We start from the raw sequence: 25,842 nt of genomic DNA on the forward strand, positions 1-25,842 counted from the left end.
CTTATGTCAGATACTCCAGACCCTCAAAGCTATGACCGCCCGAAGGTACGAGTCACCAAGTTAAATAAAAACTTGCTGTACGTAATATTCGCGATAGGGCTTGGCTTACTCATATTTCTTGCAATGGAAGTTGATCGTTCAACAACGAAAACAGTTAAAATGCAGGAAGAGCAAAATGCCCCAGCACCGCCAGACAATAAACTTCCTGTGGTTAACCCGGGTAACTCTGCTGGCCTAGCTATCCCAACGCCACAACCAGAACCTGCTAAAGACGAGTACCAACCTGAGCAAATAGTTGTTGTTCCAACATCAACAAGAAATCCAGCATTAGCTTTGAAAAACCGTGAGCTAGCAGAACTTCGCAAAATCAAATGGGAGCAATTGCGAAAAGCATACACGTCACCACTGGAAACTAGTTCGTCTATCCCTGTTATCAACGAAAAACAGGTTGTATCCGAAACTGCTGTGTCACAAAGCAACCTGCCCGAAGCAGCCCTTACTATCGTACCTCCTGCGGAAGGTATGAATATGTCCTCTATTGCAACGAATGAATCCTATGACCCTGCTGATCAACGCGACAAAGAGACGTTTCTTTCTTCTCGTTCCAAAGGAACAACGCAATGGACGCTGCCACATAGCCGAACAGCCGGCTCTCCGTTTGAGTTGAAAACAGGAGCCTTAATCCCCGGCATTATGCTCTCCGGAATCAATTCAGACTTACCAGGGCAAATTATCGGGCAAGTTTCTCAGAATGTGTACGCCACTGCAAACGAACAGCATCTCCTTATTCCGCAAGGCAGCAGGATGATCGGCGTGTACGACTCTCGTATTGTTACAGGCCAGTCGCGTTTGCTCATTGCATGGAACCGCATTGTGTTTCCAGATGGCTCGTCCATCACGCTTGGCTCTATGCCGGGCGCTGACATCGCTGGGTATAGTGGAGTTGAGGACGAAACCAACAACCACTACCTCCGCATCTACGGTTCTGCTGTCATCATGAGCGTACTTTCTGGCGTCAGCGCTTATGCTTCTGACACCTTCAAAAGTAGCACCGCGCAAAACGACAAACCATCCCTGCAGGACGAATTAGGCTCTGCTCTCGCCAGCCAGCTCGGGCAAACCAGTTTAAAGGTGCTGCAAAAGAATCTGAACATTCAGCCCACACTAACCATTCGCCCTGGAAGCCATTTCAACATGGTTGTCATCAAAGACATTGTATTTCGCGCTCCATACACCAACTGGAGGTAACGCATGAAAGAACAATCATACGGACTCCACGAGAAAAGAGAAGGACGTTCCGGAGCATGGCTCTATGTTTATCTACTTGTGCTGCTCTGTCTGGTACTCTTCGCCATGAGTATTGCAACACAGGAAGTTGCAGCAATGTACAGACACCATGAAGCACTCGGCGCGCCTCTTTTTGGTACGTATTACACCCCATGGAATATCATTATTTGGGCAAATCAATTCCCGCAGGCACAGCAAGCTATTGATGCTGCCACGCAGAAAGGGCAAGTCGCATTTGCGCTGCCGCTAATCCTTATATTTGGCATCTGGCAACTCTTCATGCACTCACCAAAAATCTACAAACTGTTGCACGGTTCTGCACGGTGGGCAAAGAAAAAGGATATTCAGAAAGCAGGACTCTTCGCAACAGAAGGCGTGTATGTCGGCGGATGGGAAGATCCTAAAACACAAAAGTTACACTACCTGCGTCACAATGGGCCGGAGCATGTTCTTGCGTTTGCACCAACCCGTTCCGGTAAGGGCGTCGGCCTTGTACTCCCTACTCTTTTGAGCTGGCTCGAAAGCGCGATCATTCTCGACATCAAAGGAGAAAACTGGGCGCTAACATCCGGTTGGCGTCAAAAACAGGGGCAGCGCGTTCTGCGCTTTGAACCAACTGATAGTAAAGGAACTGGTGCTCGCTTTAACCCGTTGGAAGAAATTCGCCTGCATACAGCACACGCTATTCCTGACACACAAAACATCGCCAGTATGATCGTTGACCCTGACGGCAAAGGATTAAAGGATTACTGGAACAAAGCCGCATTCGCCCTGCTGGGTGGCGCTATCCTTCATTGCCTGATTGAGGTTCGCAGAAAAGAAAATAGGACTGCCACACTAAGTGACCTGTCCCTCATGCTTGCTGATCCGGAGAAAGAGAATGCAGTACTCCTGCAGGAGATGCTCATTTTCGATCACGGCAAAATACTGGAAGAATTTTTAGGCGCGAACAAGAGTGAAGCTGATGCCGTGCATATCTTCATTGCTTCTTCAGCCCGCGAGATGTTGAACAAAGCGGAAAACGAGCTTTCCGGCGTTGTATCCACCGCAGTTGCAAATCTGGCTTTGTACCGTGACCCCATCGTTGCCGCCAATACCGCAGCATGCGATTTCAGAATCAGCGATCTTATGAATGGAGATTCTGCCACGTCGCTATACTTGGTTATTCGTCCTTCAGACATCGATCGCTTGCGCCCGCTCATCCGTCTTATTCTTAACATCATCCTACGCCGTTTAACCGAAGAAATGGAGTTTGCAGAAGGTCAATCCGTTGCAGGTTATAATTACCGCCTCCTACTCATGATGGATGAATTCACATCGCTCGGCAAACTAGAAATCTTCGAGCGCTCTCTCGCGTTCATGGCTGGTTACGGCCTGAAAACGTACTTCATCGTGCAGGATTTAACGCAGCTTCATGCAGCGTATACCAAAGACGAAAGCATCATGAGTAACTGCCACATCCGCATAGCCTATGCGCCGAACAAGATTGAAACCGCAAAAGTCCTTTCCGATATGACAGGAAAAACGACCATCGTTACGCGCAAAACATCGCTCTCCGGAAACCGTTCCGGTCATCTCGGAAGAGCAAGCGTAAGTATGTCTGAAACAGGTCGCGCGCTCCTTACACCTGACGAGTGTATGCGCCTTCCTGGTGCCGTCAAAGACGGCTCAGGAAAAATTGTTGAATCTGGCCACATGCTTCTATTTCCGGCCGGCTTCTACCCCATCTACGGTAAACAAATTCTCTATTTCCTTGACCCGGTATTCTCGCAGCGCGCCCTTGTGCCAACACCTGCAATGTCAGACAGAATTACTGAAACGCCACAGGAACGAGAAGCACGAGAGGAGCAGCTGCTTGTTTATGACGTAAACGCAGCCGCACAATCAAAAGTGTTGCCAATTACTAATTCTGACTCCGACGAATATGATTTTGAAGAACCGAATTTTGATGGTGAAGAGCCGGACTTCGAGGAACCAGACTTTGAAGAGCCTAGCTTTGACGAACCAACTTTCGATGAACAGGAGTCCGCATGAAATGGTTCATAAGGCTTGTCATACTTACCGGACTATTCGCTGCAGCGCACAATGCCGGTTATCGCATTAACACAACACGCTCGTTGCCTTTCGGAGTCTATAAGACTGTTGCTGAACCACCAAAGCGTGGAGATTTAGCAAGCTTCTGCCTTTCTCCGGAAAACGAATATCGCGAGCTGGCAGAAGAACGAAATTACCTTGGCTCCAGCTCATTATGTCCTTCCGGCCGGAAGCCTCTTTTGAAGAAATTAGCCGGCACAGCAGGAGACATCATAACTCTGCATCCGGACGGGATTCAGGTGAACAGCAAGCGTTATGCACTCACGATTAAAACGCATGACAGCAACGGACGACCGTTACCACGTAGATTGAAGGCTGGCATCATTCCGGCCGGCAAGGCGCTCATGCTCTCAACGTACAATCCAAACAGTTTTGACAGCCGATATTTTGGACTTGTAGACGCAAGGACGCTCCACAAAGTCATCCCGATTTTCACCTTTAACTAACTGGAGTTTAGTCATGACAACCAAGAACAACTATTTACACGATGCCGCTATGCAAGCCGATAAAGATGCTACTGAGCTGTCGGAGTTTAGTGAAGGAGTTCCTGTTGACCCGGATGTTGCTGAACACATGGGCGCGTTTGAAGAAGTAGCACTACTCTTTGCAGATATTGATAAGCCTATCGACCATGATCTACTTGCTAAAACCATAAAAGAAGTGGGGATTAAAGATCATGACGTCTAAGAAACCGTTCCATCAGGAGTTTGCAGAACAAATAATTGAAGACCTGAAGCAAGGTACAGCCCCGTGGCAAAAGCCGTGGAAAACTGGTGAATTTCACCCGCCATTTAATCCTGTTTCCGGTACTGTCTACAGTGGCGTAAACTTTGTTTCCCTCGCTCGCTCGGGTTTCAACGACCCGCGCTTTGTAACCTTTAATCAAGCCAATAAAGAAGGGTGGCGCATTAAAAAAGGGTCAAAAGCCCGCCCTGTAGTCTTCTGGCAATTCACAAAAGAAGTGGATGCAGTTGATGATGACGGAAAACCTATTCGAGACGATGAAGGCAAGACAAAGAAAGAAGAAGTGCGCTTAGAACGCCCTATTCTTCGCTTTGCCAGTGTGTTTCACGCCACACAAATTGACGGCATACCTGAATGGTCTGGACGGGATGTTAGCTGGAATCCGCACGAACGCAGTGAAGCGATTCTCGAAGGCTCCGGCGCATCTATTACCCACGACCAACGCGACCGCGCATTCTTCTCGCCAACCTTCGATGAAATCAAACTACCGCCTAAAGACAAGTTCGACAGCCAGAGCAAATACTACGCAACCGCCTTGCATGAGCTTGGTCACTGGACAGGGCACGAAAAGCGTTGGGACGGCACAGAACGTCCTTTTGGACCAAAGGGAACTGAGGAGTATGCACGAGAAGAACTCAACGCAGAAATCGGCAGTTGGATGACTGCAATGGAACTCGGCCTTGAGTACAATCGCGGTCAGCATCTTTCCTACGTAGACAGTTGGGTCAAGGTTCTGGAGAAAGATCCTTACGAGATTATGCGCGCTTGCCAGACAGCAGAACGCATAAAAGGTCACATGCTGGGCTTTGAGAAGGGAATCAGGATGGAAGAGCAACTGGATAAAAACATTGAACTGGAGCGGGATGAAGGAACGCACCCAGCAGTAAAACATAAGCGCTCTGCCGCTGAACAGAAAGAGGCAAAAATATATCTGGACGTTCCATATGAGCAAAAACACCTTGCCAAAAAGCACGGTGCTAAATGGGACAAGGAAGCTAAGAAATGGTTTGCTCCTGAAGGTGCCGACACGGAAGCGCTCAACAAATGGCTTCCTAAAGAGCAAGCGCAGGACGCTGATCTCTCCGTTCCAGCTCGGTCGGCTGAGAAGAAACTCGCCGAGACTAAAACTTACTTAGCCGTTCCCTTCTCTGAAAAGAATGCTGCCAAAAAGCTTGGTGCTAAATGGGATGGTCGCAAAAAGAGCTGGTATGCTCCTGAAGGCACAGAGATGAACGCTCTCAGCCGATGGCTACCAAAAGGAAAACATCAAGAAGCAAAATCTCAAATGTCTCCAGAGCAAGAGTTTAGCCAAGCGCTCCGTGATGCTGGTCTTATTATGGAAGGTCTTCCCATTATGGACGGTAAACTGCACCGTGTTCCAGTCGAAGGCGGCAAGACTACTTCTAAAGACGGTGCATACACTGGTTATCTCGACGGACGCCCTGCTGGCTTTATCGAGAATCACAAAACCGGATTCAAAACCAACTGGAAAGCCAACGGACACAAGCTTTCTCCGGAAGCTATGGCCGATATAAAAGCAAACGCAGCAGCTCGCCAACAAGCGCGTGATTTTGAGCGCAAAGAGATGCACGAACGCGCTGCAAAACGTGCCTACGCTAAGTGGCGCAATGCCAAAGGTTGGGCACCAGACGATCAGCCATATCTGAAGAAAAAAGGCGTGAAGAGCCACGGAGTGAAAGTGGATGCCCAAGGCAATTTGCTCGTACCTGGTCGCGACACAAACGGTCGCATACAGACACTGCAAACCATTACGCCAGATAAAAAGCTACTGGAATCCGGAGGCGAAAAAGCCGGTGCTTTCCACATCATCTGCCACTACGGCGATATTTTGCCTAAGCAGCCCCTTCTCATCGCTGAAGGCTATGCGACCGGTGCCAGTATCCACGAAGCCACACGCAAACCTGTAGCAGTCGCCTTCGATGCTGGAAACCTCGAGCTAGTGGCAAAGCGTTTAAAGCAAGCTTATCCGGATTCGCGCATCGTAGTTATGGCCGACGACGATCATAAGCAATCAAACAATCCTGGCGTAAACAAAGCTCGTGCAGCAGCTCAGGCAGTTGCCGGCAGCGTTGTAGTTCCACAGTTCACTGATGCTGAAAAAGTAAAGGGACTGACGGACTTCAACGATTTGCACCAAGAACGCGGCCTTGACGCACTCAAAGTTGAGCTAAACGTCGGTATCCGCAAAGCGCTTACGCAGAAGCAGGATAAAGCTTTAGCTGTCTAATCCTAGGGAGCTTCGGCTCCCTTCACTTCCTCTCTACTACACCTACATTTCATAGGATAAATATATGCGACTCTTCATAGCTGAAAAACCGTCTCTTGGCCGCGCTATTGCTGAAGGACTCGGCAACGGGAAAAAACATGAAGGCTACATCACTTGTGGCGACGACACCGTCACTTGGTGTTTCGGACATCTGCTCGAGTTGGCAAACCCTGATGATTACAATCCGGAATGGAAAAAGTGGGACGCCAAGGCGCTCCCGATTATTCCGGAACAATGGATGTTGAAACCGCGTAAAGGCGTTTCCAAACAGCTCAACGTCATTAAGAAACTGCTGAAGAAAGCTGACGTTGTAGTCAACGCCGGTGATCCGGATCGCGAAGGCCAGCTACTCATCGATGAGGTGCTCGAGCACTTCGGATATGCCGGAAATACACAACGCATCTGGCTTGCATCTCTTGACGAAAAATCCGTTGCTGCAGCGCTAAGTTCGTTGAAGGACAACCGCGACTACGCGACACTTTCACAGGCAGCGCTGGCTCGTTCCAGAGCGGATTGGCTGACCGGCATCAACGCGACACGCGCAATGACACTTCTCGGCCGCTCAAAAGGCATGCAAGGCGTGCTGTCCCTTGGCCGAGTCCAAACACCAACGCTAAACTTGATTGTTACACGCGACAGAACGATCGCTAATTTTAAGTCACAAAAATACGCGGTCGTGCAAGCTACACTGAATCACGCAGAAGGTTCCTTTAAAGCGCAGCTACAGCCCTCTGAAGACATGACAGGACTCGATGAAGAAGGTCGCTTAATCGACACAGCAAAAGCTAAAACGATCGCTGCAGAAGCAAAAGAACAGCAAGGAACGATCATTGAGGCGACTGCACAGAAAAAGACCGTGCATCCACCGTTGCCGCATTGCCTGTCCTCTCTGCAGAAGACTGCTTCAGCAAAGTTCGGCATGTCGGCCAAAGAAGTTCTGGATATTGCGCAGCGGCTCTACGAGAAAAAATTGACGACGTACCCGCGCTCTGACTGCCGTTATCTTCCGGAAGAGCAATTCGACGATGCTGGACGCATCCTGCAGGCGCTCTCTTCTACTCCGGTCTTTGAAGAAGCAAATCCGGAGCTGAAGTCGAAAGCGTGGAACACAAAAAAGGTAACAGCGCACCACGGCATCATTCCGACAGGACAAGTGCCGGCTGATCTTCCGGACGGAGAAGCAAAACTCTTCGAGCTGATCAGCACGACCTACGCCCTTCAGTTTCACTTACCACGCACATATGAAGCGAAAAAGATCATCGCCGAAATCGCCGACTACACATGGGCAACCACCGGCCAGACTACACTTGATGCCGGCTGGACAAAGTTCGACAAGCAACCTGAAGAACAGCCACTGCCGGCAGTTCAGAAGGACGATGAAGTTTCCTGCGTGGAGTCAAAAGTTGATCTGAAACAGACAAAGCCCCCTGCAAAGTTCACAGAGGGCACACTTATCGCGGCTATGGCCAGCATCCACCGCTTCATTGATGATGCAGAAGCAAAAAAAACACTGAAGGAAAACGAAGGGATCGGCACCGAAGCCACACGCGCCGGTATCATCGAAACGCTAAAACAGCGCGGCTACATCAAAGCCGATAAAAAAAATCTGATTTCGACAGACCTCGGCCGGAACATCATCGCACTGACTCCAGAGCAATTGAAAGACCCGATTACAACAGCACTCTGGGAGTCCCGCCTGAGCGCCATTGCCGACGGCTCAGAGCAATTCGACACATTCATGGCCGATCAGGCTCACTTGCTACCGGTAATCATCACCCCCATCACCGAATCCGCCGGCGCTGGCCTTCAAGGCCACCCTTGCCCTGAATGCGGTAAAGGCTTGCGTCGTCTTCCATCGAAAAAGGAAAAGGGCAAATTCTTCTGGGCCTGCTTCGAGCACGACAAGCCTGTCTTTCTACCAGATGAAAAAGGAAAGCCTAGAACACGCAAGCCGAAAGCAAACCTTCCAGAAGCCCCTTGCCCCGAAGAAGATTGCGACAAAATGATGCGCCGTTTCGAATCAAAGAAAAAGAAAGGCAAGTTCTTCTGGGTGTGTGCGGATAAAGAACATCCGCTTAGGAGTGATGATGACGGTAAGCCTGGTGTGGCGTTTGGGAGGTAGGGAGTACCTTACAACCTACTCTCAATAAAATTCGCTCGACATAACAATACAAATTTTAATACTAATTAGGAGAATTAAATATGTCTCGTGAAGACGTAATCGCGAATCATGCAGCCCTCCAATCAGAAAAGGCAATAACACAAAATGATGATTTTTCAGGATGCCCCACTTGCTCTGAAGAAGTAATCTTTGCAATGGAAGACTCTTTTCATCATTTTTCTATTGGCTTACGTACTATTTTGCAATGTCTGAATTTAGCTGAAATGCAAGGATACATCCCACCTTTACCAGATGAATGGTGGAATGAAGTTGCTAACCGCCACAATTTTTTTCCCATACAGCGAGAATAGACACAATGAAGCTTTTTAAAGCCAATATTACTGACGACAAAGCGTATCAAATTTCTCAAAATAACTTCGAGTTCCAGACACGTCGCCGTACACCAAATTATCAAAATAGTGGCGGCAAAGCAGTGTACTATGCAGTATGCCCTGCCTGTGAAAATCCAATACAAATAATTGGATTGTACACTCCATCAAAACATACAGAAAAACCCTTCGGAAAACACGTAAAAAAAACTATTCGCAAGTTGGCTCAATATGATCAATTGGCATACGACTTTTGCCCATACGCCTCTCACAAGCTAAGTTTAAATAAAAATCAAACGAGAGAAAAAATAACTGACCGTGAAAAACGGATGTTGAATCAACTAGTTGAACACTTTGACCAGGTGGCATACATCTTTAAAGAACAAACAGGTATATATCTTTCAAAAAAACTCGCTACAGATATGCTAACAGCATACAAGGCTGCAGAGGGGTATCTGTACCAAGGAGCGAACTTCTTGAATGTTCCCTGGATGTTTGCTTACATGTCGAACAATCAAAAACTTTGGGGAAGGAAAATAACCAACCCAGAGCTGAAAAAATTAATTGAATCTGCAAATTCAAACATATCTTTCAATGAGAACGGTGTGCTAACTACCAAAGCATATTCAGATATTAATTTTTGGTTTACTGACCATCAAAGAAAAAATGATGCTAACGGTGACCTTCTAGAAACTATGAAACTTGTTATTTCAGAGTCTTCAAAAAACATTGTCACTAAGTTGATCGAGTTCGATCACAAATTCTTCCAGTCACTTCTCCATGTGCCTGACGAAAAACGTCCTCGTAAAGAAGAACTGGTACCTCTCGCTCGAAACATTTTAGGATCATTGCTATAAGCTAAAAATTTCATGAGAAAGTCATGGCACTCCCCAATTAATGATGCCCCCAGTTTCAACATGAAACTGGGGGCTTTTCGGTCGTTTAATTTTGACTGACATGCTTGCACTTTTATCTATTAACAACCTAATAATGCTTTAAGGTCAACTTGCGGAGGAGTTTCTTCATACTCTTGCCGCTCTGTACGGCTTGCATCTCGCATGGAAATTACCCGAACTACATCATTATCACGCATTGTTGCAGTCAGGTGTACTAGTCCATCTTGATACTCGGTAAGCATACTGAAACGTTCTTCTTCATTTCTTTCGTAAACTTGCCACAAAGCACCTTGTTGCAAAAGAATCCATGCTTCTATTAAATCGACAGCACAACTTAAACTATACCCATGCTTTGCAATATTTGTATCCTCTTTTTCTGGGTCATACTCCACAGAAGTAACTCCTGGAATAAAGCGGACATTCTGGTCGCACATATTTCCTCCCAATATGAACTAAGTAAAAAAATGAGTGCTATTTATGCAGTAGATTGTTTGACATTAGCCAAATCTCAAGGTTGACGTTGCGAGCAAATGATGTTGGCACTTCACTGCCAAGCACTCTCACATATTAAAAAAGTAGAGCTAACGCATACAGTAAAAATATTACTTGTTTTCAGACAACTACCGACAGTTCATATTTCCCCAAAAAGTTTCCATCACTTGAAGTGGAATCGGATATCTATATTTTCTACAAGCGAGAAGAACTAAAGGAACATAACCCAACAGTACTGCAGAAAGTTCTTCATAACATGATGTTGCAGAACATTCTTTTTTTAAGAGTTTTAAAAGTTCTTTTTTATCGCTTTCTAAGGGAATAGAAGTTAATGAAACACCGTGCACAGCACTATTTATATATATATTCTTCTCTGTTTCTTTGTCAGGAAACCAGTATTGCATATTACAATGTTCAAGATACTCTTTACAAAATTTAATAAGATCGTTGTAACAGTTTTCATATCCAAAAGTAGCAGTAAACATCGCTAGCATTGGATAAAAAATGCTACTTCTTGTAACATCTTTGTTGTATGACAACTCTCTTTCTAATGGATGAAACAATAAATCTTCATATCTTTTAACCTCAGAGGGATAGCGCTTGCAAAGCAAGTAATTATATTTTGAACACACATAAAGCTCTGTAATCCAATCCTTCACAAACTCAGTATTATCTTCTGAAAGAGATAAGAAAAAAATCATAAGAAAAAAATCTATAGATTGATCATCGCTATATGACAAAAGTAGTGTGCGATTATTCACAATTAATTTTTTTAACATCTCCTGTATTTCATAAACTTTACAATCAATTTTTTTATAATTTTCATAGTCATTTTGGGCAATGAAGTTCTTAGAAGATGCAAACCAAATTCCATTCAAAGCAATTAAACTTCCAAGATCAATAATTCGTCTATTTACATCAACAGGTTCTCTCGAACGAACTGCGACGGTTAAACCATTTTCAATTGATACATAAGGAAAAATTTTATCTTCCAAATAACTATTCATTATTAAAGAGTATTGCCCAAAAATTGACGAAAAAACTCTCCAAACACTTTGCCGCTTCTGAGGAATATTTTTCACAATATTCCAAGCAAAAAGTATCGTTAATTCTGCTCCAGCTATAGCAGCGCCAAGGTTTTCTTCTTTTTCACACCACGCAAATAATATCCACAAGCACAGACTCATTTGACGAAGAACGGTCACAGTATTTTTTTCTGTAACACTTTCATGTAAATCATAAATTAAGCTAGAAAAATATGAAGTGGCTGCATCAGGATCATTTAACAACGCTAAGGCTCTTCGCAAGTCACTTTGCAAGAATTCGGGAACTAGTTCTTCTCGTAGAAAATATTTTTCAATAAAGAAAGCTAGTTGATCACCGGTCCACTCTTCAAAACTAACCTTGTCAGTAGATTTCTTCTTTTCGTAGGCCGTAATATTCAATCGAACAGCCTCTCGAATCCCCCCTCCACAACATATGCAAATCTTTATGGGCAGCTCTGAATATTCTTTTGGAAGATGCGTTGGAATGTAGACATCCAAAATTTCGTCCAATGAAGGCTGTAAATCTTGCACCTTCCCACTATTCCAATCACTCCTACCTATTTCACCAGCCTTTATTGAGAAAAGATATACAGCACGCGGAATATCTCCTAAGCAACCAACAGCAGCGACATCAACGCCATACTGCCTTCCACCAGTGCTCGGCCTTGAAAATACTATCAAACCCATTTGTGCTAATAAATCTGGGAGAATGGCATCAAGTCCGTCACGTTCTTTCATTGAAGCAAGATATTCTTGTAAAATTACTCTCATTTATCTCTCTTCTCCGTACGTAGGTTAAGCAATACCGACTCAATATATTCTGGGTACATGGATACTAGCTGTGGAAGCTCAACGGATGTATTAATAGGAGCAAAAGGTACAGTGGCCCTTTCACTTTCACTTTCACTTATAACACGTTGAAATACAACTCCATTACCATAAAGAACATGAACCGAAGAACAAAAATGTCTAAAGATAGATTGCTCATCTGCTGCTTTTCGAATTTCTGCATCCTCTACACGTTGCTTTCTCAGCGCCGCTTGCCTTTCACCCATTGATGGATGAAGTTCTTTAATTTCTGGAACGGAGGCCAGCTCATCAAAATATCTCTTTCCTTGCTCTACAACATCAAGAACCATCTCAACAGATGGTTCCTTTTCTAAATAATTCAAAACCTTTCCCGGATAATTTTTTACAAAAAAATCTAAAAGTAATGATTCAACAATTTTTCTATTCTCTGCTGAGGCATACTGTAACAACGAAACAAGAAAACTTGCCCCACTAACTGGCAAAAGAAAAAGATATCCTACGGCTCTTTTAGCTAAAAAAATAACACTATCTTTGGCCCCTAACTCATCTTGATATACTTCTAAAATTGCCTCATGCTCATAATCAAACCCAAGAATATCTGACGTAGCATCGCACAGCATCACATTTTCTGAAAGCAACCACCTTGTAACTAATTTATTAAGTACAAAGGGTGAATTACGAGTAACAGCACGACAAAACGCACTAAAAAGTCTAATCGATGCTCCTGAGGTGACCAGATAGCTCTCTATAAACACCAAAGCATGTTCTTCACGTTTCCTTTTCACAAGTTCCGACAATGCTCTATCAATAAAACCGATTGTCCCTTTTCGCTCTAAAGGAACGCCTTTGAGTGTAGTTAAAAAAATCTCTACTAACTCGCATGAAAGTCTATTGACATTGAGCGACAAAAAAAGGGCAGCCCTATGCAAGACAACCTCATCGCCACTACAAAGTATTTTTGAAAACAATACTAAGCGCTTTTTGCTATCCTTATCACTAAACTTAAGAGTAAAAATTAATTCAAAACAACAAGCAAGAACTGCAGGTTCTTTTTCAATAAGAATAAACTCTTCTATTTTTTTACATAGCTTGCCAGTACATAAAGCGTTGTCAGATGAGATAACTCTTTCTAGAGCAATAACAGTTTGTACTCTTACTTCAGATTCAGAATTGTCGAGCAACTCACGAGCTTTTCCTATGAAATCAAATTCTATATATTTTGCCCCTGCAACTAATGCACATGAAATAAAGCGATAGCATTTTGGGGCTGCTAATGCAGTTTTTAGTACTTCAACACTTCTATGCTGTTCTTTCGCACAGTACCCCGTGAAGTCGGAAAATATCATCTCTGCCCCTTCCTCTGCACTTAGCTCTAATACGCAGTCCATAACGACATGCGTTGGGGCAACAATCTCAGGTAAGCATTTGCCGAACAAATACAACAGCGAGTAATTATTCCCATCAAAAGAAGGAAGCTTCCTGAATTCTGAAATCAAGTTAACCTGGGCACGATTATGCATCGATATCAGTTCATTTGGAAGTTGCTCTCCAAATTCCCCTTGATCTAATTCAATAATCTTTTCAAAAAATGAGCCTGTAGAAACTGCAGCAATAAGCTCGTTTGCAACATTTACCATTTATGTCACCTCACAGGGGCAGTATAACTTTTCAACACATATCTAGAGACGATTGCATAGCTTCAAATTTCCTGCAACATTATGTAGTTACAACAACATGCTTGTTCTGCAACTTTTTCTACTGTGCATCGCACCTAATTAAGAAATATATTCAAAACAAAAAAGCCCTTACAGCTCATGCTGCAAGAACTTTTTTACTTAGCAAATATACTAAGCAACTAATAAGATACATTGAATTGATTCAAATGCAGCCCTTCATACTCTGCCCAAGCTACTTCAAATGTCTTTAGAACTTCTAAACGGTTACCAGATTGAAGTTTACTAAGAAATTGTACCCATTCCTTCTTTTCTGTCGCTCTCTTAGGATATGAAGGGTGGTCACGATAAGCTTCACGCTTATTAGTTTTTCCTTCTGCCCAAAAGGCATCCCTTGCGAAATCCCCAACAGAGTCATTACGATCTTGCTGCTTCTTCAGCCATTGTTTAAATGTCAGTTTCTTTGTAGGCAAAAACTCTTCAGAAAAATTAGCTTCATTATCTACTTCAGTTAAATCACAATGCAAACTAATTCCATCCATTCGCAGAGAGTACATGGCACCGCACTCATTGCATGTGGTAGAAAACCCACTCCCGTCAAATACTCCCTTTGCCCCAACATCTCCCCACAAAGAAAACGGAATTGAATAAGATTTATTACCATCCATTTTCGTTACTCTTTCTTGAAAAGAAAAATCAATTCCTTTAGGAGACTCATAATTGGTGGTAGGATCATACACTACTGAGATCGTAATTGGTTGACCACACTCACAACATTTTTCTTTTAGATGAACTTCAAGCATAACTTACTCTCCTTTTGCCCAAGCATATGCATATAAAATTCATCTCCGTCAACAACTACTTTATTTTAGAACTATTGGACCTTTTTCAGGCAAATTTTGCAGCAAAATTATTGAGTCAACATCTGTAGTTTCCCTTAAAAAGACGCAACTCAAAAATAGAGTTTTATGGCATAATACAAAAGCCAAACTCATACTGTATGAAAAAGTTGTGAAACGCATTAAATGTACACAGGGCTTCGTCTTTGACTTATCGCACCTTTTCACTAAGACTACTGCCACTTATCAATAGCTTTTCAAGGACTTACTCATGCTGACACGACGGGAAGCACTTAAAATAGTGGCCACTGGTGCTACGGGAACCTCTTTGCTTATGTACTCCAATGCTGCCGCACATTCTAATATTGCAATTACGCTTCCTAACATTTCGCTTGAAATACTACACGCTGCCATTCGCAAGCTTAAAAATGGCGACAAAGTTTTAGTTTCTCCGCAGTCTGTCGATGAAAAGCTTCTTTTAAAAACGTATGGATTCCAATTCAGCGAAGAAAATGCAGACGGTATAATCTACCGCTTTTGCCCTACGCGAAATAAGAGCATCGAAACGATATCTTCCATTATTTACGAAGATTCAAAGGTTACTACATACAAAATTGCGCTCTTAAGAGCACTAGTCGATATCTCCTCAGGGCTGCACAGTGAGCATGTTTTTTACGACTCTGAAGATGGAACAGACTATGCGTATATCCCATACGGTCTCGTTTGCTATCAATGGATCAAGTACTATTGGTCATTAATTGAGCAGGATATTCCGCAAATTGGGCGAAATACATCTCTTGAATTTGAAAAGCCTCTTCGTGCTCTCATTGCATATGCACAACAACATTATGCTTTATCACCACAGACACAATATCTCGACGATTTCAAAGTCGGATTTCTTAATGGTTCAGAGCTTGAGCGCCTAACATCTGAAGTAATGAGCAAGCTTCGTAGCGCAATTCGTAGCGGGCCTGTTCGCTATGCCGGCAACAAGGAAACATTTAGCTCAACAAATCGCTTCTCATACACCAGAAACACAAAGAATTTACATAGCCTCTCTGACTACATAAATTCTAAAGGATGTATCCGTTTAAGGCTGAGTTTATTCTTTGAAATGCAAGTGGTTGGCAATATTCTTTCTGACGCCATTGCAATTAAATGGGCACAGGAATCTGTTCGTCTTTCTGAAAGACGTGAACACCAGATCACACTTCAAGCAGTACTACCCTATCTTCTGACAGACATTTTTGAAGATCGTGATCAGAGCCAGGCCCGCGAAATAGCAACACGCCTTTTACAGCAAGAAAATAGCCTTACATGTGTCTATTCAGGGAAAGAATTAGGCAAACAGTTCGCTATGGATCATATCCTGCCCTATTCTATTTTCTACAATAATGATCTCTGGAATCTTGTTCCTTCAGCACCGGCTGTGAATAGTAAGAAATCTGATAAGATCATTGCCCTGGACACACTCTATACCAGTCGTGAACGCCTACTTGAATATTGGGACTATGTAGCAGAAACAAGAAGCGAAGTGTTTGCATCTGAATTAAGCTCTACACTTAAAATAGATACAAAATCGATAAGTTGGCATGCACAGCTATTTGATGCCGTAGCTCGACAGGCGGATGTGACTGCACAACATCGAGGGCTGTCGCGATGGAAGTTTTAAAAGCAAAAAAGTGCTCTCAGTTTATTAAACTAAGAGCACTTTTTTATGCGTATAGTGGAGAGGGAGGGAGACAAACTTTTAAGCCCAACCACTCCGGAACCAAGAAATGTTAAATCATTGTTTTACAATAGGAATCACTCGAAAAATCTGATACTTCGTTGCAAGTAATTTTTGCTCATTTTCCCCAGCTTTTCCCCAAAGGCAAGTGCTCATTTCGCACTGGGTAATTCTATACCAAAGCACTTCAATAGACATTCTCAATCTAGATAGGGCATAATATATTTGGGAGGTTGATATGCTAAAAACCTCAATTAGTCTTTTGGTAGTGAGTATGGCTTGCACTTTCCCTGCACTCGCTTGGGATGGCTACGATTACGATACTGGAAGCTCAGTAGAAATCGAAAGTGGAAATTTAGTTCGTACCGGAGAACAAATTGATTTCTATGACTATAACACAGGGGAATATCATTCGACTGATGTTATGGACGTATACGACAGTGGTAGCACCGTAGACGTTGAGGTATACGATTATGATACGGGAGAAGTCCGCACGTTAGAAATGGATAACTATTGATATCTATACGGTGGATTCTATCAATGGTTTTACTTTCCTTCACCTTATAGACATATCTATCTTGCTTAATCTTTCTAACAAGTTATCATCCTGGACGTCACAATGGCAGAACTCTCTATTTCCTTTGACAAAGCCTCTTTTAACTTACTGGCGGTACAGCGAGCAGCCTATGACAATAAAAACACTGTAGGTTGCGCGATTTCACAAACTGAAAATAAAATTGTCATCACATTAACAAGTTCTAATAATTCCCCAAAAGAACTTGAGGAAAAACTTAGAGCCTCAGTTCTTGATCATCAGCTTAGATTAAGTCTTGAAAAAGATTTCAGCACGATACGAACTCTTCTCGTTAGTAAGGCAATCGAATCAAGTGTCGACCTCACAACGTTAGGTAACGAGGAAAACTGTGTCTAACTACTCTCTCTTGCCATTTAATTTTCAAAGAATCGACTGTGACTATTTACTAACAAACGATCTAGGCGAATTTTTAATGCTGCCAGAACAAGACTTCCAAAGATTCGTAGAAAAAGAAGTCAAAACAAATGAAGAGCTATTCTGGAATCTGGAAAGCCGATTTTTCGCCTCAACCAAATTGTCTAAGCAACTAATCGAACATTACGCTACACGCTACAGAACAAAGAAAAGATTTGTCTTTGAAACCACATTCTTGCACATGATTGTTGTAACGCACAGATGCAACCAAAACTGTGACTACTGCCACGCCTCTGCAACAAGAGAAGATGCAACAAACGAGCTAGATTTATCATTCAAAACTGCAGAGCTAATCGTTGATGCTATTTTATCTACCCCCACAGATCATCTAAAGATTGAATTTCAAGGTGGCGAACCATTACTGAACTTTTTAGTAATCAAACATATCGTGCATTATGCAAAGCAAAACTGCCCAGAAAACAAAAAACTAGACTTCGTCATTTGCACCAACCTTATCTCCCTAACCACAGAGCATATGGATTTCTTTTTACAAGAAGGTATTGATGTCTCAACCTCACTGGATGGCACACAGGCTCTTCATGATAGCTGTCGAAAAAGGTATGATGGCTCAGGAACTTATGCGTCCGTAACTTCAAGCCTTTTAAAAGCAAAGTCTTATGGACTCGAAAACATATCTGCATTGCTTACTGTTCACAAAAAAAATATTTCCCACCTACCAGAAGTCATAGATGAATATGTCTCTCGCGAGTTCAGGTCTATCTTTATTCGCGGGCTAAATCCATATGGCAATGCTGACAGCAATTCTACATCTCTCTCAATAAGCAATAGTGAATTCTTCACCCATTACAAAACTGCCTTGAACTACATCATCGAACTCAATCAATCCGGCACTGAAATTACAGAAGAATTTACTGCTATTCTTCTATCCAGAATTTTAAGCCCATTTGCTAACGGATTCGTAGACATCCAGTCACCGACTGGAGGTGGAATCTGTGGAATGATGTATGAAACGAATGGGGATGTGTTCGTTTCAGATGAAGCACGAATGCTCTATAGGATGATCAAAAATACAGACTTCCTTCTTGGAAATGTCGAGAATTCAAAAAGAATAGACTGGTTCTTCTCTCAGAAAATGAAATCCTTTTTGGAATGCTCAGTCATTGAAAGTTTACCCGGATGCGCTTGGTGTGCTTTTGCTCCCTATTGCGGAACAGACCCCGTAAGAAATTACTTTGAGAACGAAAATACTATTTCAATAAAAGCGCATGACAAGCAATGCCAGCTTGCCCAATTGATATTCACCCATCTTTTTAAGCTACTCACAACCGAAGATACATTTACTCAACGCTTATTGTGGGCTTGGGCTACAAAAGGCTAGCAGGAGAAGAGCTCATGTTGGGATATAGAGGGAAAACCTTCAACATTGATTCAGAACAACTTGGTAAAATTACTTCCTGCAAGCATGATCGTGAAGGCACATCGTACTTAATAGAATTTGCCAAACACGCTCATGATCATGAACAGTTTGGTCTTGTCAGGTGCGGAAAGCCTGTGATCGGCTTATACTCTTCACCATCATTTCTTTGTCCACAAGATATTAAACTTTGCTTTGGGGATGTTGTAAGGATCACAAAATCTGGGTCACTCTTCGTTTTATTCAGCGCTCAATCTAACGATAATTGCTTATTTGTAACCAACAGCTGCAATAGCCATTGCATTATGTGCCCACAGCCACCTCGAGTTGACACAACGGATCACTATGAAGAAGCAAAGCAAATAGTATCGCTCATCGAAACTCCCCCAGATGTAATTGGCATTACTGGCGGTGAGCCCCTTCTGAAATATGACTCACTTATTGAGCTACTCAAGCTAATAAAAAAAAGATTTCCAGCAACTCAAATCCAATTGCTAACTAACGCTAGGTTACTGAAAGACAAAGTGAAAGCATTAGAAGTAGTGGATATTGCTGGAGACGATATTGTTTTTTGCATTCCTCTATACGCAGACAATTCAGTAATGCACGACATGATCGTTAGTGTTCAAGGTGCGTTTTTTGAAACTATGGAAGCCCTCCATCACTTAGGTCGTCTGAAAGCAAGGATTGAACTACGATATGTGCCAACAAAGCAAAACGCATCGCGCCTACAAGATTGGAGCTTATTCGTCTGTAAGAACCTCCCATTTGTGGAACATGTAGCCATTATGGGAATTGAACCAATCGGCTTAGCACACTCAAATTACGATCAAGTTTGGATTGACCCTGTTGACTATGCTACCCAACTTACTTTAGCGGTTTTTCAACTAACCACTTTTGGCTTAACAACTTCATTATTCAACCATCAACTATGCACTATACCAGAAGAGCTTTGGGAGTTTTCTGTGAACTCAATTTCAGATTGGAAAGTACAATACCTTAGTTGCTGCACAGAATGCGAAGTTTCTAATAGATGCGGTGGGTTATTTTTCGCTAGTAAAAAAAGACATAGCATTGGCATTCATCCAATAAAAAATGCTGGAGTCATTAATGAGTAATAGTTCAACAATGAAAAAACTAACGGTAGCCGCCGCTGTTGCTTCTGCTCTTACTGGAAATACAGAACAAGCTAATGCTACAACTGCCACACCCCCGCAGATAGAATCTTCACTACACTTACAAGAACAAGCTTTCTTTTTACAACATGCTACACCAGACAACGATTTACTAATTGCAGGACATAGAAGCCATCGGAGCCATAGTAGCCATCGAAGTCACAGTAGCCACCGGAGTCATTACTCTTCGTCTAGTGGATACTATTATAAATCCTCTCCATCATATTCAACTCCAAGTTCAAACTATACAGCTCCAAGCACGAGTTCACGAACTTACCAAAATACAACTCCCAAAACTACTCAAAAGCCAGTAGCCGTTGATACTCTCGTTAAAGAGATTCAAAAGGGCTTAAAACAGCTGGGTTATCCTGTCGGTACCATTGACGGGGTATATGGTCTTGCAACAAAACGCTCAATCATCCTATTTCAAGTTGAAAATAGCTTACCCATCAACGGCAAAGCTACATGGGATATTTTGAGTAAGATAAGATACAAACTTCAATCTAAATAATTGGTAGTTAAAAAAACTCTCATTTTTGAGAGCTTTTTTTCATACACACACGGTGCAATTAATCTAGTGTCAGTGATATAAGCTACAGAAAAAAGAAAGCCCGCTGCTACTACACAGAGTGCACAAAATTTAATCAGCCTATCAATTCAAAACTAGCAGCGTTTCAATCCGCACTCCATTCTACGAAGCACGCTCTTAACGCTCGGTAACATTTTCTCTTCAGGGGTCACGTTTAAAACTCCTGCATACTGTCTGAGCTGCTTGATTCGGATGTTAAATTTAATCCCAGCTTCTAACATGCAGTCAGCTAGTTCTCTAAGTAATTCACTCTTTGCAGAGGTCCCTACATACTGCTGTAAATCTTTCAACTGCTCTTGTTCATAACCAAGCAGAACATTACTACTCCACTCCGGCTGCTGCACCTCTGGCGTCACAAACTGGATCAGTCCATGTTTGCGTGTAAAAAGGAGCTGATGCCGTTTTCGACTGTTATCCACGACAAAGGTACGATCAGCACTAAATATGCCTTTAGGAGCATTCCGCAGACTACGACCATAGCGCCGAATAATATCGACTGTAGGAATATTGTGGCCACCAGCTGCTACGCGGGATGCAACACGACTGATATTGCGTGTAGCGTCTCGCAACGCAATGTATATGAGATTAACCTTGTAGCCCTGCTCTTGAGCTTTTCCTATTAACCGAAGCTCATGATTACCGGAAAAAGTCGTTTCAATAAGAAAGCTCTGCCGGCTTACAAGTAAATCACGTTGCTGACGGAGAGCTTGTTTTCCTGCCTGCAGGGCAACTTTCGGAGAATCAATCTGACCAGGGTTAATATCTTTTGCAATCTCGTCTGGATTAACTACAGGAATATTTGTTGGAAACCGTTTTAAATGCCGCATAGTAAGTGTCGTTTTCCCACTACCATTCGGCCCGGCTACAATCCATAGCTGAGGCTTTGCCATTCTACAACTCACGCACTACAACTATTTCAAAACTAGAATTATCTTCAGAAACGACAGTCTGTACTACTTCTCGTCGTCCATCAGGATACTCGCGAATCAATTCGTCGGGATTCACATCATTTTCATAAAAAATAACGTGTCCTGCTTTCAATTGCTCATCCGCAGTAGATTCGTCACCGTTGAACTCGGTTTCAATCCAGCGTTCGAACTTATCGAAATACTTTTGCTGTTCCTGCATTGGCAGGTCATTTACATTCTGCATAGCTCACCCATTCCTTGGATTAACTTACTATTCAGAGATCTTTTTTTGACTTGTACTTTCCTGCACAGATCCTCTCTGTGAAATCAGATAACCAGCATACGTCATATACACAGCTAAACTGAAAACGATCAGAACAATACCTGCAATTACTTCATACATTGAAATAATTTTGGGAAATGACGAGATAGGAATAATATCACCATATCCAAGAGTAGTTATTGTTACCACACTATAATAAAGAGAATATAGAACTCCAAGAGCAGATTTTAATTCATGCCAAGCTGCTGCTGGAAGTATTGAATATAACACTGCGAAGTTCATTATTAACTCAGAAAAACTAAGTAATGCAAAATCTACACGAGCCTTCAACCCTATCTCATTTCTTGGTGTCTTAATGTTCCCGATTCACCTAACAACCCCTATAATCTTTTGCAATAAATTTCAGCGCACTACATCGCATAGAATTGCATTAAAGCTAGACGCACTTCTTTTCCTCCTCATCATAATTCATCCAATAACAACTCACAATATTGCATCTTTTCATAAATTAGATTTTCCGATATTTTCACCACTCACGCCACAATCTAATTTATCGAAAGGTACTTTTCTCATGCAGCCGACACTCGAGCAGATTACCCGTTATTTTCGCACGTCCCTTGACGAAGAACTTATTTCCTTTGGTTCATATCAAGACAGCCGCGCCGTGCTGTTAAATGCAGAAGAACTACAACAAGGCAGAATTACATCCAAAGAAGTTCTACGCTTATCCCCTAAAAAGTATAAGCACCTTAAAAATTTTCAAATTGTCATTGCACCTATGTGTTTCCAGAGACTCACTACCCAGAAGGGAACCGCCATTTCTCCAGAAAAAATTATTCCTCTCATGGCACCATGCTCATTTAACACAGAGTCACAACGACTTTCCGCCATTAAAAATCAGCACCCATGGTTCAATCGTGAGAACTTACTTCCCCTTGCGAACAAAGATGCTTTTACTCTGGGACATGTCGATGATGCTCGCGCAATCCTTGCTGAAAACAGGCAAGAATTCCATGCTCTTGATTGGGCAGCCTATTTTAATTATCTGACAGAAGCCATTCAAAGACTATGTCCTGTCGACAATGAAGGTTTAGTCACGCTCAACGGAGTCCAGTACATTGCTTCCCATAAACCGGTCGCATTCCGATATGAGAGCAACAACTTCATCACACTGCAGATACGGAAAGCTTACGACAGGCTCAAGGAAAAGGATACGCCCCCTCTGTTTAACAAGCTGGTTTCAGGTTCAGAAGAAGTCAGAGAGACACTCAAAATGGAAGATGAAGCAGCAAATGCATCTCAATTCCATACTGCTCAAATGAGTAACAGCTTCGGGCTAGGTGTTTCCCAACGGCAAACAATGCACCATTACTTTGCATGCGATGAAGACGAAATCCTTGCTGTCAACGGCCCTCCCGGGACAGGAAAAACAACTCTACTCCAAAGCGCCATTGCTTCAGAATGGGTCAATGCTATTATTGATAGTCCATGTGGCGAAACGACTCCTCCTATAATCGTTGCGACGTCATCTAATAATCAGGCAGTAACAAACGTTATTCGAGATTTCGCAACCATTCTTAAACCTGAAAGCTCCAACATTCTCGAACGTCGTTGGCTTCCTGGTAAAATAAATAGTCTGGGTACGTACTACCTATCTTCATCAAAAGCTGGACAGACCAGTGACTACCTTACGGCCTGTCATGAATGGAATGGCTCTTATAGTGCCCTTGAAGGCTTCTTTTCCAAATTGGAATCTGAGAAATATACCGCAGAAGCATATCAAGCTATTCTTGAAAACTATGAAGAGTTCACAGGCAATCAATGCGATTCCGGCTCACGTCTTGAAAATTTACGTGCCATTCAAAAAGATTTACGGAATCGCATTATTTCTCAGAAGGATGCTGTAGGCACTGACGTATCCAATTGGATGGCTGGATATATCGCGGTACAGAAAAGTGAGGAACTAGCCACTGCTCTTGCAAATTTTGAATCGAATCTAACTGCATGTGAAGCAATGCAGAAGGATTCGTTTACTAAATTCACCGAGCATGAAAAAAGACATTTTGAACACAAGCAAATTGTTCAAGATGCTTTAGCTGCAAACAAAAATGAACCATTCTGGTTCGGGTTAGCGAAATTCTTACCGTTTTTCAAAAGTAAACGTGAAGTATATGCCACTGAGTTTATCCTTCGCCATGACTTAGACATCACTTCTACTCCCAAGGACATTAAACGCATCTGCGATCGGTTGATAGCTAAACTCACAAATCTTGCAAACGAAAAAAAAACTGCTCAACAGATTTTAGATGCTGCCAATAGTGAGTTACAGAAAATAACGGCACAGCATGTCCAAAATGAACAGCGCTTAACCGAGTTGAGCAATATCATCAACGAAACACATGCCTGTTTTGATAAGATTGCTTTGTCACAAAAGTTTGCAAAGGATGACTTGTACACCCTTCTCTCTCATGCTGACACAAACAATCGATATACAGCTTTCCTGCTTGCTGTTCATTATTACGAGGCACTTTGGCTGGAGCAAACAATTACTGACCTTGAAAGTACACATGCTCGCAAACTGAATGCCACAGAACAATTACGCCGTATTTCAATGCTCACACCTTGCATCGTTTCCACCTTGTTTATGACACCGAAGCTCATGTCACAGAGTGGCAAACCTATCTTCAGGGGCATTGACCTTCTTATCTTCGATGAAGCCGGCCAGGCTTCTATCGACAAAGCAGCCATCGTTTTTGCGCTGGCAAAAAAAGCATTAGTTGTTGGCGATGTACATCAAATTGAGCCTGTCGTCTCTCTTTCAGAAGATGCTGATCTTGGCAATATTGAACGCTTTGGACTAATGGCGAATGACGAAACGCTTGATCATCTCACCATCTCTAAAAGCAATGCAATGCTGCTAGCACAACGGGCAACCCCGTTCCAATTAACAATTAATGACATTCCTGCCAAAGAAAGGGGGATGCACCTTTTAGAGCATCGTCGCTGTCCAAAAACAGTCATCAATTACTGCAAAGAATTAACATACCCGAATTTGGAAGTACTTACTCAAGAGCGCCCTGCTGACTCTTTTTTGTATCCTCAATTAGGTTACGCGAACATTCCATCTTTCAGTGAAAAACGAAATGGGAGTCGCTACAATACATATGAAGCAGCAAACATCGCACAATGGCTTGCAGATAACCGACAGAAGATTCTTACTCATTACGGTGTTTCAAATCTTGCAAAGATTATTGCCATCGTAACTCCATTTAAGCTTCAGTCATCTGAGATCAAGCAACACCTCAAGAGCAAACTGCCTGAAGCCGACGCACGAGCTATCGTCGTAGGAACTGTCCATAAAATGCAAGGTGCAGAAAAGAAGATTATCCTATTCTCTCCTGTTTACGGGTTGAACGACAATGCCCTCTCGTTTGTGGACCGGAAGCTTAACATGCTCAATGTTGCAGTTTCACGCGCAAAAGATTCATTTATTGTTTTCGGTAACATGGAACTATTCAATCCGGAATCATCCAAGCCTTCAGGCATTCTTGCCAAACACCTCCGCTTCGAGTCCGGAGAAAACGCACTAAAAGATTTCAAATTGATTGAACGTAATCTGCCGGCAGTTATTGAACACCTCAGCTCACTGGATGATCACCGACGAGTGCTAAAGCAATGCTTCGAGCAAGCTCGCGAAGAGCTGACCATTGTATCACCATACATCACACAAAAGGCTCTTCAGGCAGATATGATTTGTGAAGCTATAGCCACTACAAAATCTCGTGGCGTTCCGGTTAAAATTTATACCGACATCAAATGCATTCAGCAGGTGAACAACTACAATCAACAAGCTGTCACACAGATAACTGAGGCATTACGAGCAAGTGGCGCTACCGTCGTATTCACTTCTAGACTGCACAACAAAACCATCAAGGTGGATAACCACACTATTGTGGAAGGCTCCTTCAACTGGCTTTCGGCCAACAGAGGACAATATGCAAACCTTGAACATTCAATTTTGTACCGAGGAAAAGAAATTCGAGAGTTCGTTCAGAAGATTGAGGCGAGTTTATCCATGCTCAAGACACAGCGATAATTAGCTCTCTAGCTCTACTC

At 42.8% G+C, this 25,842-nt stretch carries 22 protein-coding genes; 15 read left to right on the forward strand and 7 right to left on the reverse strand.

Annotation, left to right across the window (positions count from 1 at the left end):
- Nucleotides 1-3: 3 nt before the first annotated feature.
- The 8 genes from N4A56_RS01520 to N4A56_RS01555 all read left to right on the forward strand — a co-directional run bounded on the left by N4A56_RS01520 (nt 4) and on the right by N4A56_RS01555 (nt 9,759).
- Nucleotides 4-1,248 carry a TrbI/VirB10 family protein gene (locus N4A56_RS01520; RefSeq protein WP_295544572.1) on the forward strand — a complete coding sequence of 415 codons (1,245 nt, stop codon included), beginning with the start codon at nt 4-6 and terminating at the stop codon, nt 1,246-1,248.
- A gap of 3 nt (nt 1,249-1,251) precedes the next feature.
- The gene (locus N4A56_RS01525) at nt 1,252-3,321 is read left to right on the forward strand and encodes a type IV secretory system conjugative DNA transfer family protein (protein ID WP_295544573.1); all 2,070 of its coding nucleotides are present in this window, start codon (nt 1,252-1,254) and stop codon (nt 3,319-3,321) included.
- The gene (traF, locus tag N4A56_RS01530) at nt 3,318-3,827 is read left to right on the forward strand and encodes a conjugative transfer signal peptidase TraF (RefSeq protein ID WP_295544574.1); all 510 of its coding nucleotides are present in this window, start codon (nt 3,318-3,320) and stop codon (nt 3,825-3,827) included. Before N4A56_RS01525 ends, traF begins: the two co-directional genes overlap by 4 nt.
- A 13-nt stretch (nt 3,828-3,840) precedes the next feature.
- Nucleotides 3,841-4,068: a hypothetical protein gene (locus N4A56_RS01535; protein ID WP_293667827.1), complete on the forward strand. Its 228-nt coding sequence runs from the start codon at nt 3,841-3,843 to the stop codon at nt 4,066-4,068.
- Nucleotides 4,058-6,373, forward strand: a complete 2,316-nt coding sequence (locus N4A56_RS01540; protein WP_295544577.1) for a zincin-like metallopeptidase domain-containing protein — start codon at nt 4,058-4,060, stop codon at nt 6,371-6,373. The genes N4A56_RS01535 and N4A56_RS01540 overlap by 11 nt, the downstream gene beginning before the upstream one ends.
- 64 nt (nt 6,374-6,437) lie before the next feature.
- Nucleotides 6,438-8,534: a DNA topoisomerase III gene (locus N4A56_RS01545; protein WP_295544579.1), complete on the forward strand. Its 2,097-nt coding sequence runs from the start codon at nt 6,438-6,440 to the stop codon at nt 8,532-8,534.
- Between the two features lie 80 nt (nt 8,535-8,614).
- Nucleotides 8,615-8,884 (forward strand): hypothetical protein, encoded by a 270-nt coding sequence (locus N4A56_RS01550; protein ID WP_295544581.1) that lies wholly within the window; start codon nt 8,615-8,617, stop codon nt 8,882-8,884.
- Nucleotides 8,885-8,889: 5 nt separating this feature from the next.
- Nucleotides 8,890-9,759: a hypothetical protein gene (locus tag N4A56_RS01555; protein WP_295544583.1), complete on the forward strand. Its 870-nt coding sequence runs from the start codon at nt 8,890-8,892 to the stop codon at nt 9,757-9,759.
- A gap of 119 nt (nt 9,760-9,878) precedes the next feature.
- Here N4A56_RS01555 and N4A56_RS01560 read toward each other — a convergent pair whose 3' ends face one another.
- The 4 genes from N4A56_RS01560 to N4A56_RS01575 all read right to left on the reverse strand — a co-directional run bounded on the left by N4A56_RS01560 (nt 9,879) and on the right by N4A56_RS01575 (nt 14,622).
- Nucleotides 9,879-10,232, reverse strand: coding sequence for a BrnT family toxin (locus tag N4A56_RS01560; protein ID WP_295544584.1), 354 nt, complete (start codon nt 10,230-10,232; stop codon nt 9,879-9,881).
- Nucleotides 10,233-10,418: 186 nt separating this feature from the next.
- The gene (locus N4A56_RS01565; RefSeq protein ID WP_295544586.1) at nt 10,419-12,107 is read right to left on the reverse strand and encodes a hypothetical protein; all 1,689 of its coding nucleotides are present in this window, start codon (nt 12,105-12,107) and stop codon (nt 10,419-10,421) included.
- Nucleotides 12,104-13,783 (reverse strand): hypothetical protein, encoded by a 1,680-nt coding sequence (locus tag N4A56_RS01570; RefSeq protein ID WP_295544588.1) that lies wholly within the window; start codon nt 13,781-13,783, stop codon nt 12,104-12,106. Before N4A56_RS01570 ends, N4A56_RS01565 begins: the two co-directional genes overlap by 4 nt.
- Before the next feature lie 218 nt (nt 13,784-14,001).
- Nucleotides 14,002-14,622 carry a hypothetical protein gene (locus N4A56_RS01575; RefSeq protein WP_295544590.1) on the reverse strand — a complete coding sequence of 207 codons (621 nt, stop codon included), beginning with the start codon at nt 14,620-14,622 and terminating at the stop codon, nt 14,002-14,004.
- Nucleotides 14,623-14,929: 307 nt separating this feature from the next.
- Here N4A56_RS01575 and N4A56_RS01580 point away from each other — a divergent pair, with 307 nt between their 5' ends.
- The 6 genes from N4A56_RS01580 (at nt 14,930) to N4A56_RS01605 (ending at nt 20,457) form a co-directional block, all read left to right on the forward strand.
- Nucleotides 14,930-16,330, forward strand: a complete 1,401-nt coding sequence (locus N4A56_RS01580) for an HNH endonuclease domain-containing protein (protein WP_295544592.1) — start codon at nt 14,930-14,932, stop codon at nt 16,328-16,330.
- Nucleotides 16,331-16,661: 331 nt separating this feature from the next.
- Nucleotides 16,662-16,904, forward strand: a complete 243-nt coding sequence (locus tag N4A56_RS01585) for a DUF5334 family protein (protein ID WP_295544594.1) — start codon at nt 16,662-16,664, stop codon at nt 16,902-16,904.
- Between the two features lie 102 nt (nt 16,905-17,006).
- The gene (locus tag N4A56_RS01590) at nt 17,007-17,318 is read left to right on the forward strand and encodes a hypothetical protein (RefSeq protein WP_295544596.1); all 312 of its coding nucleotides are present in this window, start codon (nt 17,007-17,009) and stop codon (nt 17,316-17,318) included.
- A complete protein-coding gene (gene hxsB, locus N4A56_RS01595) occupies nt 17,311-18,735 on the forward strand; it encodes a His-Xaa-Ser system radical SAM maturase HxsB (RefSeq protein WP_295544598.1) in 1,425 nt (474 codons plus the stop codon). The genes N4A56_RS01590 and hxsB overlap by 8 nt, the downstream gene beginning before the upstream one ends.
- 14 nt (nt 18,736-18,749) lie before the next feature.
- A complete protein-coding gene (hxsC, locus tag N4A56_RS01600; protein WP_295544599.1) occupies nt 18,750-19,889 on the forward strand; it encodes a His-Xaa-Ser system radical SAM maturase HxsC in 1,140 nt (379 codons plus the stop codon).
- Nucleotides 19,882-20,457: a peptidoglycan-binding domain-containing protein gene (locus tag N4A56_RS01605; protein ID WP_295544602.1), complete on the forward strand. Its 576-nt coding sequence runs from the start codon at nt 19,882-19,884 to the stop codon at nt 20,455-20,457. Before hxsC ends, N4A56_RS01605 begins: the two co-directional genes overlap by 8 nt.
- A gap of 152 nt (nt 20,458-20,609) precedes the next feature.
- Here N4A56_RS01605 and N4A56_RS01610 read toward each other — a convergent pair whose 3' ends face one another.
- From N4A56_RS01610 to N4A56_RS01620, 3 genes are read right to left on the reverse strand one after another with little or no spacing between them, the layout of a single operon-like run.
- A complete protein-coding gene (locus tag N4A56_RS01610) occupies nt 20,610-21,425 on the reverse strand; it encodes an AAA family ATPase (protein ID WP_295544604.1) in 816 nt (271 codons plus the stop codon).
- Nucleotide 21,426: 1 nt separating this feature from the next.
- Complete coding sequence (locus N4A56_RS01615; RefSeq protein WP_295544608.1) at nt 21,427-21,687, reverse strand: hypothetical protein; 261 nt, start codon at nt 21,685-21,687, stop codon at nt 21,427-21,429.
- 27 nt (nt 21,688-21,714) lie between these two features.
- Complete coding sequence (locus tag N4A56_RS01620; protein ID WP_295544610.1) at nt 21,715-22,056, reverse strand: potassium channel family protein; 342 nt, start codon at nt 22,054-22,056, stop codon at nt 21,715-21,717.
- A 241-nt stretch (nt 22,057-22,297) separates the two neighbouring features.
- On the opposite strand from N4A56_RS01620, the gene N4A56_RS01625 reads away from it, so the two are divergent.
- Entirely contained in the window at nt 22,298-25,822 is a 3,525-nt protein-coding gene (locus N4A56_RS01625) for an AAA domain-containing protein (RefSeq protein WP_295544612.1), read from the forward strand.
- The last annotated feature ends 20 nt before the right edge of the window (nt 25,823-25,842 follow it).

Origin of the sequence: Halodesulfovibrio sp. (genome assembly GCF_025210605.1) — a bacterium.
Taxonomy (GTDB): domain Bacteria; phylum Desulfobacterota; class Desulfovibrionia; order Desulfovibrionales; family Desulfovibrionaceae; genus Halodesulfovibrio.

Excerpts from the sequence above, each read along its gene's own strand:
- N4A56_RS01555 (WP_295544583.1), top strand. The coding sequence starts at position 8,890 with ATGAAGCTTTTTAAAGCCAATATTACTGACGACAAAGCGTATCAAATT.
- N4A56_RS01570 (WP_295544588.1), bottom strand. The coding sequence starts at position 13,783 with ATGGTAAATGTTGCAAACGAGCTTATTGCTGCAGTTTCTACAGGCTCA.
- N4A56_RS01525 (WP_295544573.1), top strand. The coding sequence starts at position 1,252 with ATGAAAGAACAATCATACGGACTCCACGAGAAAAGAGAAGGACGTTCC.
- hxsC (WP_295544599.1), top strand. The coding sequence starts at position 18,750 with ATGTTGGGATATAGAGGGAAAACCTTCAACATTGATTCAGAACAACTT.
- N4A56_RS01585 (WP_295544594.1), top strand. The coding sequence starts at position 16,662 with ATGGCTTGCACTTTCCCTGCACTCGCTTGGGATGGCTACGATTACGAT.
- traF (WP_295544574.1), top strand. The coding sequence starts at position 3,318 with ATGAAATGGTTCATAAGGCTTGTCATACTTACCGGACTATTCGCTGCA.
- N4A56_RS01580 (WP_295544592.1), top strand. The coding sequence starts at position 14,930 with ATGCTGACACGACGGGAAGCACTTAAAATAGTGGCCACTGGTGCTACG.
- N4A56_RS01575 (WP_295544590.1), bottom strand. The coding sequence starts at position 14,622 with ATGCTTGAAGTTCATCTAAAAGAAAAATGTTGTGAGTGTGGTCAACCA.
- N4A56_RS01540 (WP_295544577.1), top strand. The coding sequence starts at position 4,058 with ATGACGTCTAAGAAACCGTTCCATCAGGAGTTTGCAGAACAAATAATT.
- N4A56_RS01565 (WP_295544586.1), bottom strand. The coding sequence starts at position 12,107 with ATGAGAGTAATTTTACAAGAATATCTTGCTTCAATGAAAGAACGTGAC.
- N4A56_RS01590 (WP_295544596.1), top strand. The coding sequence starts at position 17,007 with ATGGCAGAACTCTCTATTTCCTTTGACAAAGCCTCTTTTAACTTACTG.
- N4A56_RS01535 (WP_293667827.1), top strand. The coding sequence starts at position 3,841 with ATGACAACCAAGAACAACTATTTACACGATGCCGCTATGCAAGCCGAT.
- N4A56_RS01610 (WP_295544604.1), bottom strand. The coding sequence starts at position 21,425 with ATGGCAAAGCCTCAGCTATGGATTGTAGCCGGGCCGAATGGTAGTGGG.
- N4A56_RS01615 (WP_295544608.1), bottom strand. The coding sequence starts at position 21,687 with ATGCAGAATGTAAATGACCTGCCAATGCAGGAACAGCAAAAGTATTTC.
- N4A56_RS01545 (WP_295544579.1), top strand. The coding sequence starts at position 6,438 with ATGCGACTCTTCATAGCTGAAAAACCGTCTCTTGGCCGCGCTATTGCT.
- N4A56_RS01560 (WP_295544584.1), bottom strand. The coding sequence starts at position 10,232 with ATGTGCGACCAGAATGTCCGCTTTATTCCAGGAGTTACTTCTGTGGAG.
- N4A56_RS01550 (WP_295544581.1), top strand. The coding sequence starts at position 8,615 with ATGTCTCGTGAAGACGTAATCGCGAATCATGCAGCCCTCCAATCAGAA.
- N4A56_RS01605 (WP_295544602.1), top strand. The coding sequence starts at position 19,882 with ATGAGTAATAGTTCAACAATGAAAAAACTAACGGTAGCCGCCGCTGTT.
- N4A56_RS01625 (WP_295544612.1), top strand. The coding sequence starts at position 22,298 with ATGCAGCCGACACTCGAGCAGATTACCCGTTATTTTCGCACGTCCCTT.
- N4A56_RS01520 (WP_295544572.1), top strand. The coding sequence starts at position 4 with ATGTCAGATACTCCAGACCCTCAAAGCTATGACCGCCCGAAGGTACGA.